General features: G+C 63.6%; 15 protein-coding genes. 11 read left to right on the forward strand and 4 right to left on the reverse strand.

Annotation, left to right across the window (positions count from 1 at the left end; genetic code table 11):
• Nucleotides 1-42 precede the first annotated feature (42 nt).
• The 6 genes from FDP28_RS14790 (at nucleotide 43) to FDP28_RS14815 (ending at nucleotide 4,550) form a co-directional block, all read left to right on the forward strand.
• On the forward strand, nucleotides 43-1,080 hold the full coding sequence (locus FDP28_RS14790) for a FecCD family ABC transporter permease (protein ID WP_260842486.1): 1,038 nt from the start codon (nucleotides 43-45) through the stop codon (nucleotides 1,078-1,080).
• A 1-nt stretch (nucleotide 1,081) separates the two neighbouring features.
• Complete coding sequence (locus tag FDP28_RS14795; RefSeq protein ID WP_144662298.1) at nucleotides 1,082-1,906, forward strand: ABC transporter ATP-binding protein; 825 nt, start codon at nucleotides 1,082-1,084, stop codon at nucleotides 1,904-1,906.
• Nucleotides 1,903-2,958 carry a siderophore-interacting protein gene (locus FDP28_RS14800; protein ID WP_144662300.1) on the forward strand — a complete coding sequence of 352 codons (1,056 nt, stop codon included), beginning with the start codon at nucleotides 1,903-1,905 and terminating at the stop codon, nucleotides 2,956-2,958. Before FDP28_RS14795 ends, FDP28_RS14800 begins: the two co-directional genes overlap by 4 nt.
• A 128-nt stretch (nucleotides 2,959-3,086) precedes the next feature.
• Nucleotides 3,087-3,923, forward strand: a complete 837-nt coding sequence (locus tag FDP28_RS14805; RefSeq protein WP_144662302.1) for an SGNH/GDSL hydrolase family protein — start codon at nucleotides 3,087-3,089, stop codon at nucleotides 3,921-3,923.
• 55 nt (nucleotides 3,924-3,978) lie between these two features.
• The gene (locus tag FDP28_RS14810; protein ID WP_222120645.1) at nucleotides 3,979-4,182 is read left to right on the forward strand and encodes a type II toxin-antitoxin system HicA family toxin; all 204 of its coding nucleotides are present in this window, start codon (nucleotides 3,979-3,981) and stop codon (nucleotides 4,180-4,182) included.
• Nucleotides 4,179-4,550, forward strand: a complete 372-nt coding sequence (locus FDP28_RS14815; RefSeq protein ID WP_144662303.1) for a hypothetical protein — start codon at nucleotides 4,179-4,181, stop codon at nucleotides 4,548-4,550. The genes FDP28_RS14810 and FDP28_RS14815 overlap by 4 nt, the downstream gene beginning before the upstream one ends.
• Nucleotides 4,551-4,591: 41 nt before the next feature.
• On the opposite strand, the gene FDP28_RS14820 is transcribed toward FDP28_RS14815, so the two are convergent.
• Nucleotides 4,592-4,879: a YciI family protein gene (locus FDP28_RS14820; RefSeq protein ID WP_144662305.1), complete on the reverse strand. Its 288-nt coding sequence runs from the start codon at nucleotides 4,877-4,879 to the stop codon at nucleotides 4,592-4,594.
• A gap of 69 nt (nucleotides 4,880-4,948) precedes the next feature.
• Here FDP28_RS14820 and FDP28_RS14825 point away from each other — a divergent pair, with 69 nt between their 5' ends.
• Entirely contained in the window at nucleotides 4,949-5,428 is a 480-nt protein-coding gene (locus FDP28_RS14825; RefSeq protein ID WP_144662307.1) for a MarR family winged helix-turn-helix transcriptional regulator, read from the forward strand.
• Nucleotides 5,429-5,479: 51 nt separating this feature from the next.
• A complete protein-coding gene (locus tag FDP28_RS14830; RefSeq protein WP_144662309.1) occupies nucleotides 5,480-6,247 on the forward strand; it encodes an SGNH/GDSL hydrolase family protein in 768 nt (255 codons plus the stop codon).
• Here FDP28_RS14830 and FDP28_RS14835 read toward each other — a convergent pair.
• From FDP28_RS14835 to FDP28_RS14845, 3 genes are read right to left on the reverse strand one after another with little or no spacing between them, the layout of a single operon-like run.
• Complete coding sequence (locus tag FDP28_RS14835) at nucleotides 6,231-7,022, reverse strand: FAD:protein FMN transferase (RefSeq protein ID WP_144662312.1); 792 nt, start codon at nucleotides 7,020-7,022, stop codon at nucleotides 6,231-6,233. The genes FDP28_RS14830 and FDP28_RS14835 overlap by 17 nt on opposite strands.
• Nucleotides 7,006-7,431, reverse strand: coding sequence for an FMN-binding protein (locus tag FDP28_RS14840; protein ID WP_144662313.1), 426 nt, complete (start codon nucleotides 7,429-7,431; stop codon nucleotides 7,006-7,008). Before FDP28_RS14840 ends, FDP28_RS14835 begins: the two co-directional genes overlap by 17 nt.
• 14 nt (nucleotides 7,432-7,445) lie before the next feature.
• The gene (locus FDP28_RS14845; protein ID WP_144662314.1) at nucleotides 7,446-8,906 is read right to left on the reverse strand and encodes a ferredoxin reductase family protein; all 1,461 of its coding nucleotides are present in this window, start codon (nucleotides 8,904-8,906) and stop codon (nucleotides 7,446-7,448) included.
• Between the two features lie 383 nt (nucleotides 8,907-9,289).
• On the opposite strand from FDP28_RS14845, the gene rpmB reads away from it, so the two are divergent.
• The 3 genes from rpmB to rpsN are packed head-to-tail and all read left to right on the forward strand — an operon-like array spanning nucleotide 9,290 to nucleotide 10,003.
• A complete protein-coding gene (gene rpmB, locus FDP28_RS14850) occupies nucleotides 9,290-9,526 on the forward strand; it encodes a 50S ribosomal protein L28 (RefSeq protein WP_144662315.1) in 237 nt (78 codons plus the stop codon).
• The gene (rpmG, locus tag FDP28_RS14855) at nucleotides 9,526-9,693 is read left to right on the forward strand and encodes a 50S ribosomal protein L33 (RefSeq protein WP_003798558.1); all 168 of its coding nucleotides are present in this window, start codon (nucleotides 9,526-9,528) and stop codon (nucleotides 9,691-9,693) included. Before rpmB ends, rpmG begins: the two co-directional genes overlap by 1 nt.
• A gap of 4 nt (nucleotides 9,694-9,697) precedes the next feature.
• Nucleotides 9,698-10,003 (forward strand): 30S ribosomal protein S14, encoded by a 306-nt coding sequence (rpsN, locus tag FDP28_RS14860; RefSeq protein WP_011776360.1) that lies wholly within the window; start codon nucleotides 9,698-9,700, stop codon nucleotides 10,001-10,003.
• Nucleotides 10,004-10,675 lie beyond the last annotated feature (672 nt).

Genomic DNA, 10,675 nt, shown 5'->3' on the forward strand with positions numbered 1-10,675 from the left:
TTGGCAGTTAATGACAATGCTGGGCGCAAACATCATCATCAAATGCCAACTCGGCGCGCTCTGAGCCCCACGTTCTTCCTGGCCCTCGCGCTCCTGGTGATGTTTGGCGTGTATGTGCTCCTCGGCAGCTATACCGTGACCATCCCGGACTTCTTCACGATCGTCATCAACCACTTGACCGGCGGCGAGAAAATCCCGGGCGCCAGCTTCATCGTCATGGAGCACAAACTTCCCCGCGCCGTGGTGGGAACCATGATCGGCATAGCCTTCGGACTTGCCGGCGCGCTCTTCCAGACCATGCTGCGCAACCCGTTGGCGAGCCCGGACATCATCGGCATCAGCTATGGTGCCAGCGCGGCCGCCGTAACGGCCATTGTTGTTTTCGGTGCTTCCGGAGCCGTGGTGTCGGGGGCAGCACTGGGCGGTGCGCTCGGGGTCGCCGCCATCATCTACGCGATTTCCCGCAGCACGGGTTCCGGCGCAGGCGGCAGCCGCGGCAACGCTGCGGGCAACCGCCTCATCCTGGCAGGGGTGGGCATCGCCGCAGCCCTGCACGCAGTGGTCAACTTCCTTATGACCCGCGCCGACATCCGGACCGCGGCCGACGCCCTTATCTGGCTCAACGGCTCGCTGAACTCCGCGACGTGGGACCGGGCAGGCGTCCTGACGGTCTCCTTGCTCATCCTGATCCCCGCTGTGATTGCCCTTGCCGGCCCGTTGCGCATCCTTGAACTCGGCGACGACGCCGCTGCCGGACTGGGCATCAGGGTCAACGCGACCCGGCTGGGACTGGTGCTGACCGCCGTCGGACTTGCCGCCGTCGCAACCGCCGCTGCCGGTCCGGTAGCCTTCGTTGCCTTCCTCGCCGGACCGATTGCCCGCCGCATCGTGCGCAAACCGAGCCTTCCGGCGTCGGCCCTGACGGGTGCGCTGATCGTGTTGGCCGCCGACTTCTTTGCCTCCAACATCGCGCCGGTGGTCCTGGACGGAACAGTCCTCCCGGTCGGCGTCATCACCGGCGCCCTCGGCGCACCGTTCCTGCTCTGGCTCCTCCTCACGTCGAACCGAAAGGAAGCCTGACATGGCCCTCCTTAATGCCAAGGACCTGACGCTGCAATACGAGCAGCGCAAGGTTGTTGAGGGACTCTCCACGGAGATCCCCGAAGGCAAAGTCACCATGATCGTCGGTGCCAACGCCTGCGGAAAGTCCACGTTGCTCCGCGGTTTGTCCCGGCTCCTGAAGCCAAGCGGCGGCGCCGTGACGCTGGACGGCAAGGACATCCACACCCGTCCGGCCCGTGAGCTCGCCCGTACCCTGGGCCTGCTGCCGCAGCACCCCACCGCCCCCGACGGCATCACCGTGCGGGACCTCGTGGGCCGTGGGCGGTACCCGCACCAGGGCTTCTTCCGGAGCTGGAGCGCCAACGACGACGCCGCGGTACAGCGCGCGCTCGAGGCCACCGACACGCTGGGACTCGCTGAGCGGAGCATCGACGAGCTGTCCGGCGGACAGCGCCAGCGTGTATGGATCGCCATGGCCCTGGCCCAGGAAACGGACGTCCTGCTGCTCGACGAGCCCACCACGTACCTGGACCTTGCCCACCAAGTGGAGGTTCTGGACCTGGTCACGGACCTCAACCGAAGCCGGGGCACCACGGTGGCCATCGTGCTGCACGACCTCAACCTGGCAGCACGCTACGCCGATCACGTGATCGCCATGAAGGGCGGCTGCATCGTTGCCGAGGGACCCGCCATCGAGGTGGTCACCGAGGAACTGGTATTCAACGTTTTCGGCCTGGAATCCCGCGTGGTTCCGGACCCCATTTCAGGAACACCGCTGATCGTCCCGATTGGCCGGCACCACGCACAGCCCGCGCGAACCAAGGAACTGGAGATCGCATCATGAGTGCACAACCGACACAGGCCACCGCAAGTGCCGCCGTGGAGCCCATGACCCTCGCCTTCGACGTCACCGTGACGGCCGTGCAGGAGCTCAGCCCGAACTTCCGCCGGATCACGTTCGGTGGCTATTCGCTGCGTGGTTTCGGGGTTGCGGGCGACACTTTGGACCTTCGCGTGAAGCTGATGATCCCGTCCTTCGACGCCGACGGCAACGCCCTTCCACTGCCGCCCTTCAAAATGGAGGACGCAGGCTGGTACAAGGAATGGCTTGCCATGGATCCGTCGGTGCGCGGCGACATGCGCACCTATACAGTCCGGTCGGAACGCCTTGATGCCGTGTACCCGGAGATCGACATCGACTTCGTGATGCACTTCGATGAGCACGGCAACGGTGGTCCTGCCGCGAACTGGGCCGTTGCCGCGAAGCCCGGAGATGCCCTGACCATCATCGGTCCCAACAACCGCGCCGCGCAGTGCACCACCGCGGGTGCTTACGGCGGCATCGAGTGGCGCCCGGGGTTGGCCCAGCGTGTGTTGCTCGCGGGCGATGAAACTGCGGTCCCTGCCATCAGCGCCATCCTGGAGAGCCTGCCCGCGGACATGACCGGCCACGCTTTCCTCGAGGTGCCGTCAGCAGCTGATTTCCAGGACATCACCACCGCAGCCGACATCGAGATCACCTGGCTTGCCCGCGGCGCAGCCATCGGACGCTCCCGTCCGCATGGTGAACTCCTTAAGGAAGCTGTTGCCAAGGCTGTTCCCGTTCCGGGATGGGTGGGCCTCAAGGGAACCGACAGCGCTGCCGGCCCGGAGCCCGAAGACGTCAACGTGGACCAGGACATCCTCTGGGAAACTCCGCAGCGCATGGACGCTGCAGCCATCGAGGCCACGAAGAACCCCACCCTTCCCGCCGGTGCGCTGCCGTTCTATGCCTGGATTGCCGGCGAGGCGTTCGTGATCAAGGAAATGCGGCGCTACCTGGTGCGCGATGTTGGTATCGACCGGAAGCAGGTTGCGTTCATGGGGTATTGGCGGCGGGGCAAAGCGGAAGGCTGACCCTCACTCACATCCCTACCGTTTGAGCGCATCCCTCGCTCATATCCCTACCGCTTGGGCGCACCCCTCGCTCACCTGTTCACTTTGGGTTGGTACGGGCTTAACCGGCGGCGCGTACCGTCCGGAGGGTGCGTGAGGATTTCGGGGACGGAAAAAACGTTCGACGGCGGTACGTCGCCATCGGGGATTCCTTCACCGAGGGCGTGGGGGACCCGAGCAAGATCCTGCCGAATGGGGTCCGCGGCTGGGCCGACCGGGTGGCCGAAAAACTGGCGAAGGCACAGCCCGGCTGGGAGTATGCCAACCTTGCCGTACGCAGCAAGAGGCTACGGCACATCATCGACGAGCAACTGCAGCCGGCCCTCGACATGGAGCCGACGCTGATCACGGTCTATGCCGGTGGGAACGACATCCTGGACTTCGGCACTGACATGGAGGCGCTCCTGGATGACTACGAACTCCTGGTTGCCCGGCTGTGTGAAACGGGCGCAACCGTAGTCCTGTTTACCGGTTTCGACGTCAAGGTCTCGGCTGTCCTTGAACCTTTCAAGCGGCGCAACACCCTGTATAACGAACGAGTCCGCGGGATCGCCTCCAAGTATGGTGCCGTGCTGGTGGATTACTGGTGCTTCGATGCCTACAAGGATTCGCGGATGTGGGCCCCGGACCGGCTCCACATGTCCAAAGCCGGGCACAAGTACCTGGCTGCCCAGGTCCTGGACCACCTGAACGTCCCCCATAAGATTTCGCCCAAGGAATGGGAACCGCCCTCGCGCTTGACCCTCCGTGAATGGGAACGTCGGCAACGCCGCTGGGTCAACGACTGGGTGGTGCCGTTGTTCGGCCGCAAGCTGCGCGGAGTGACATTGGGGGATTCGCTGCAGCCGCGCTGGCCCCGACCGGTCAAAGTCCCCCGAAAAGGGGGCTTGAAGAAGCTCGTGGAGGACAGGGAAGCAGCCCAATGACCATGCGTCTATAGGCCACTAGACAGGTATGTCTAGTGGCCTATAGACTGAATTGATGATGATGAAGCGCCGGGATCTTTTGAGCAAGCTGAAACGCACTGCGAAAGATCTCGGCGTCGACTACAGCGCCGAAGAAGGCGGAAGGCATACCCGCGTCACCATCGGCGGTAATACAACGTTTGTGCCTCGCCACAATGAGATTGGTGAGAAGTTGGCCAAGGAAATCATGAAGCAAGCCAAGGGAGAGGACACCAAGTGAAGCTCGAAGTAACAGCCAGCCGCGACGGCCGGCTTTGGTTCCTGGAATCAACCCAGATCGAAGGTCTGACCACGCAGGCCCGAACCGTGTCCGAAATCCCGGAGATGGTGCGTGACTTGGCGTCCCTGCTTACAGGCCGCCCCGAAACGGATTTCGAAGTCCAGATCACCTTTGACGCACCCGAAGTCACCGAGCACCTCAGGGCTGCTGCGGAGTTGGCTGCCAAGGCTGACGAGCTGAAGGCAGCGTCAGCGCGGGAACGTCACGAGGCCGCGATGGTGCTCAAGCGCCAAGGGGTTACTGTCCGCGATATCGGGGCCGTCCTGGGGGTCTCCCACCAGCGAGCCCAGCAACTCGTCAGCCACTAACACGCACCTTCAGGCTTGCAACCGGCAAAAGGCCGGAAAGCTCAGCTGTCCAGCAGGTTCTCGTAGCCCTCGGCGACGCTGGTGGCGGTGAATTCGATGATCTCGAAGTCGGCTACGCCGTTGCTGTAGAACGGGTCTTGTGCCAAGGAGGCGTCCAGGGCTTCCCGGTCCACTTTGGAGAGCAGGACGCCTCCCGTGGCTGGTACGCGACGTCCGGACGCGAGGAAGATGCCGTCGTCGAACGCTGCTTTAAGCCAGGCCATGTGGCCTGGACGGTGGAAGTCGACGATTTCGTCCGGAACTTTGTAGGTCAAGGAGACTGCGAACATGCCGTCAGCCTATCGCCAGGGCAGTGTGCTGGGAGCTACCAAGCCAGCGGATTCTCATAAGATGGACCCATGAATCAACCCCGCTGGCTGAACGCCGACGAGCGCCGCGCCTGGCTGGCCCTGCTGAGCATCAACACGTTGCTCCCCTCGGCGTTGGATACCCAGCTTCAGTCCGCCGGCAAGCTGTCCCTCTTCGACTACAACGTGCTGGCGATGCTCTCCGAAACTGAGGGCCGGTACCTTCCCATGAGCGAGCTCGCTGCCCGTACCAGTGCCTCGTTGTCGCGGCTTTCCCACGTCGTTACCAAGCTGCAGAAGCGCGGTTGGGTGGAACGGCAGGCGCACCCCGGAGATGCCCGGGTGACCGTTGCGCACCTGACCGAGGCGGGTATGTCCACCATCGTTTCGCTGGCTCCTGCGCATGTGGAATCGGTACGGACCCTGATGCTTGATTCACTAAGTCCCGAGGACGTTGCCGATCTCGCGCGCATCGGCGAAAAGATCGTTGCCAGGCTGGATAACAACCACTGGATTCTCCGCGATTCCTAACGGTTCCACCGGGCTTTGGGGCTGTGGGTGCTGAAGTGGCAAACTGGCGGCATGGATTTTTCTGCCCGCTATGTGGCCCTGGGAGACTCGTTCACTGAGGGCGTCGGCGACGACGATCCCGCACGCCCCAACGGGGTCCGTGGTTGGGCTGACGTGGTGGCCACGCAACTCGCCCTGGGCAATCCGGGGTTCGGCTACGCCAACCTTGCCATTCGCGGGCGCAAACTCCGCCAGATCATGGCGGAACAGGTGGATGCCGCCGTCGCCATGAAGCCCACCTTGGTGAGCCTTTACGCCGGCGCGAACGACATCCTGCGGCCCAGGATCGATATCGACTCGCTGTTGGAGGAGTACGACGCCGGCATCGCCAAGTTAAGCGCGACCGGAGCCACCGTACTTCTCTTCACGGGCTTTGACGCCAAAGGCTCCAAAGTCTTCAGCACCATGCGGGGCCGCACGGCAATCTACAACGAACTGGTGCGCGAGATCGCCGAGGACCACGGCGCTTTGCTGGTGGATTACTGGCGGTTCGATGAGTACGACGATTGGCGTATGTGGGGCGAAGACCGGATGCATATGTCCACAGCTGGCCATCTCAACATGGCCAAGCGGGTGCTCGATGTCCTGGAACACGAGCACGTGATGGAAGTTCCCGAGCTCGCCCCCGTCCGGCTTTTGAACCGGGTGGAGACCCTGAAGGCCAACGCACGGTGGATCCGTGAGTCGGCCGCTCCGTGGGTGTCCCGCCGTCTCCGCGGCGTCTCCTCCGGTGATGGCCTCAGCCCGAAGTACGCGGAATTGATCAAGCCGCTTCCCTGAATCCCGGCGTAGCCAGCAAGGATCCGTCGCGACGTACCGCGATCACTTCCACGCCCCACTTTTCCACGGCCTGGTCCAGTGTCCTCGTTCCGCCGGCAACGATGGCCGTGGCAAGGACGTCGGCGGTCACGATGTCGCCTGCTGCCACGGAAACTTGCTCGAATTCAGGCGCCGCGGCACCAACCGCCCAGATGTGGTGGCCCCTTTCAGTGGACCCTGACGTCGCCAGGGCACGCCGCGTGCCCAGCGGGTACGTGAGCAGCAGGGCCTGTCGATCAAGGGGATCCACCACCCCGGCGAGCCACGGCTCGTGCGTCTCCGGCGTTGGCGAGCCACTCACCAGCACGTCCCCGCCGGCGTTCAGGCACCAGTCCTTCAAACCGAGCGCCTCCAACGACAACGCGGCTTCCCGCGCCGCGTGCGCCTTCACGATTCCGGAGAGGTCCAACACCCCGTCGGGACGTTGGGCCGTGAAGGCGCCATCGGTCGCCAACCGCCATTCCGCCGCTTCTGCATACAGGTCCCGCATCACTTCCGACGCGTAGGCCAGCGTCAGTTCCCCACGGGCCAGCCGGCTCGCCTCGGAACCGTCCCGGTACAGGCTGAAGGTCAGGTCCAGTTGGGTGAACGTATCCTCGACGACGGCGGCAGCTGACTCGAGCTCGTCAGCGGCGGTCTGCGCGGAGCGGATGCCGGCAAGGGTCAGGCTCACCACAGTGCCCATGCTGTGGAACGTCCGGGCCCGGAGCTGCGGACTGCTAGAAGTGGGCTGCATCGAGGGCTGCCTGCAGGGAGGTGAGGTAGGCGTCGCTGGTCACCGTGGCGCCGCTGACGGTTTGCACGTTGGCCGACTGTGCCTGCAGTACCTCGGAGCGCAACACCGGGGCAGCCCGGCTGCTGATCTGGGCCGACTTACGTTCAGCGTCGGTGAGCTGCAGTGCCGTGACTTCCGTGATCTTGCCGCCCTGGATTGTCACCCGGACCTGGACTGTACCGAAGCGGGTCTGGACCGACGCGCCGTCGTACGTTGCCGCCGTCGTCGTTCCTGTGCTGCCACGGGCGGCGCCACCATTCGTGGTGCTGCTGCTCAGGCTGGTAGTGGTGGTTGAGCCGGTATCGGCGACGTGCGCGCCCGACTGCCAGCCGGCCAACAGGATGCCCGCCGACGCCAGCGCGGTTGCCATGGCTGCCCTTATTCTCACCAGTCGAACCTTTCGTAGTGGAGTTGTTCCGCGGGGACACCCGCGGCCCGGACGTCCTGGATGACTGAGGCAGACCACTGGGATGGGCCGCACACGTACACGTCGGCCGCGGCGATCCTCGGGACGTAGGAGTCGATGCTGAACCCGGCCGCCACGGCAGACTGGGGGAGCCATGGGTGGGCGCCGATCGAGCGTTGTCCCGTGAGATGGAAGAGGGTAGCGCCGCGTGCTTGGCACAGGTCCATGATTTCCTTGCCCAGGAAAAGCTCGGACTCGTCATGGCCCCGGAGCAGGACCGTGGCGTGGCCGGGTTCGAAGGGGGTGGACTCCAGGAGCGACCGCAACGGCGTGATGCCGATTCCGGCGCCGATCATCACCACGTTGTTCCGCGTGCGGGCCGCCGTGCTGAACATGCCGTAGGGTCCCTCGATGGCAACCTTGGTTCCGGGCCTGATCCCCGCGAGTCTGGCCGAGCCATCTCCAAGGTTCCGGACGGTGATGCGTATTTTGCCCGTTGCGCCCCCGACGCCGACCACCGGCTCGGCCGACAGGCTGAAAGGATGTGGCTGCCACCAATGCCCCGGAGCGAGGAACCTCCAGAAGAAGAAGCGGCCGCCGGTTCCCGAGAGGCGCTCAAGCTGCAGGCCCGTCATCTCGATGCTGAAGACATCCGGTGAAACCCGAACCACCCGGCTCACTGTGAGCTGGTGCCGGAACGTCGCCACCAACGGCTGGCAAACCCTGTAGAGGACAAGTGCGCCGCCGGTCGCGATGCAGATGGCCAGCCAATACCAGCGCTGCCACGTGCCCTCCGCGAACAGCCCGCCCACGCTGAACTGATGCGGAATGGCGGTGCCCACGGCGGCGTAGGTCAGCAGATGGATCGCGTACCAGAATTCGTAGGGGAATCTCCTGCGTACGGCCACAAGCGAGGTCACCACCGCGGCGATGAACAGGGCCAGGGAGACGAACGCGAGCCACATGTCAGGGACGTTGACCCACAAGGACACTGATTCGCTGATCGGGTCCAGGCTCTCCGCGGCGCCATAACCGATGGCGATCAGCAGTCCGTGGGCCAGCAGCAGGTAAAGCGCCGGTTTGCCCAGCTTCTTGTGGACCTCCAGGGCGCGGTCATGGCCGATCGCGTTGTCGACAAAGGGAATCCGGGCTGCGAGCAACAGCATCAGCAGCACCAGGTCCATGCCGATCAGTCCGGCGACAATGCCCAAGGATGTCATGGTCGCCGCGAACGAGGTGAAGCCGCTGGCACCGCCGTCGGCAAGCCACAGCGATACCGCCGCAACCGGCGACAACCACCCGACGAAACCCAGGACATCGGCGCGGGCCAGCCGCCGTCGTGCTTGCGGACGGAAGCGTTCGACGGTGGCAGGTGCTGTCCGCGGGACCGCCGGGGCGGGGCTGTCCACGCTGTAATCTGTGGCTGGGAACGAGGTCATGTTCCAAGACTCGCCAAGCTTCCTTTCATTCTGCTGTGAAAGAGCTTTTGAGGGCGTATGATGCCGGATTGGTCTTAATTTCGCCTGACCCGTAGAATAGTTAGGCGCTAGGTAGTGCGGATCGTGTGCAATTGCTCCGGTTGGTGGTGACAGTCAGTCTTGCTGATGTCCCGGTGGCCGGTAGTTAGGGGCTCAAGTTGCGTGCATTCCTGTATTCGCCCGGTATCCCAGGACCTGAGTTATTGCGGTCTTGTGGCCAGCCTTCTTCGCCGCACTTGATGCGGAAACTACCGAAATGGTGTGGACCGGATGCGGACACTGCCTGACGCACGGCAACGCAGGAACATCTGCACGCCGTTACATTCAATCTTTGGAGGAGAGTCATGGCAGCACACTGCCAAGTGACCGGAGCCGAGCCGGGCTTTGGACACAGCATTTCGCACTCGCACCGTCGCAACAAGCGTCGGTTCGACCCGAACATTCAGAAGAAGCGCTACTGGGTTCCGTCCCTGCGCCGTAATGTCACGCTGACCCTGTCGGCCCGTGGCATCAAGACCATCGACGTACGCGGCATCGACGCAGTCGTAGCCGACATCCTGGCACGAGGAGTAAAGCTCTAATGGCAAAGGACAAGGACGTACGTCCGATCATCAAGCTGAAGTCCACCGCGGGCACCGGTTACACCTACGTAACCCGCAAGAACCGTCGTAACGACCCGGACCGCCTGGTCCTGAAGAAGTACGACCCCAAGATCCGCCAGCACGTCGAATTCCGAGAGGAGCGCTAAACACATGGCAAAGAAGTCCAAGATTGCTCGCAACGAGCAGCGCAAGGTCATTGTTGAGCGTTACGCTGCCAAGCGTCTCGAACTGAAGAAGACCCTGGTAGACCCCAACGCGACTGACGAAGCACGCGAAGCTGCACGCCTCGGCCTGCAGAAGCTGCCCCGCAACGCCTCCCCGATCCGTCTGCGTAACCGCGACCAGATCGACGGCCGTCCCCGCGGCACGCTCCAGAAGTTCGGTATCTCCCGTGTTCGCTTCCGCGACATGGCTCACCGCGGTGAGCTCCCGGGCATCACCAAGTCTTCCTGGTAATCACGAAGCTCTGAAAGGGCCGGCAACCGTTATGGTTGCCGGCCCTTTTGTGTTTAACGCTCGCTCACGTTCCCCGTGATTGGTGCGGATGCTCGCTCACGTTCCCCGGGTTTGGCGTGGATGCTCGCTCACATCCCGACCGTTTGGTGCGGATGCTCGCTCACGTTCCCCGGGTTTGGTGCGGATGCTCGCTCACGTTCCCCGGGGTTTGGTGTGGATGCTCGCTCACGTTCCCCGGGTTTGGTGCGGATGCTCGTTCACGTTCCGCGGGGTTGGGTGCGGACGCCCGCTCGGGTGGGTGTTCGACGGCGGGTGGTTGGGTGGGTTGGTTGGTGTGATGGGGTTCACGGGGCTGGTTTTTGGGTGTTTGGGGGTGGTGTGGGCTGGTTTGGCTTGTGTTTGCGGGGTTTTTGGGTGGTGTTGGGGTGGATTTGGTGTGGGGGTGGGGCGCGTGTAAAGTTATTCGAGTCGCCGCCGCTGATGCGGGATGATGGCGACCGACTCCCTTTCAAATTGCCGGTTCCGGTGGTGCTTTTGTGTGCTTCTGGTTGGTGGGGAGGCCTGGGGTTTGGTTTGCTTTGAGCGGCCGGTTCGGGTAAGTTTGAAAAGTTGCTTCGGAGCGATCCAGTGGCCCTGTGGGGTTGGTGGTGGTGCCGTTAGTGTCTGTTGTTT

Source organism: Paenarthrobacter nicotinovorans (genome assembly GCF_007670255.1).
GTDB classification, from domain to species: Bacteria; Actinomycetota; Actinomycetes; order Actinomycetales; family Micrococcaceae; genus Arthrobacter; species Arthrobacter nicotinovorans_B.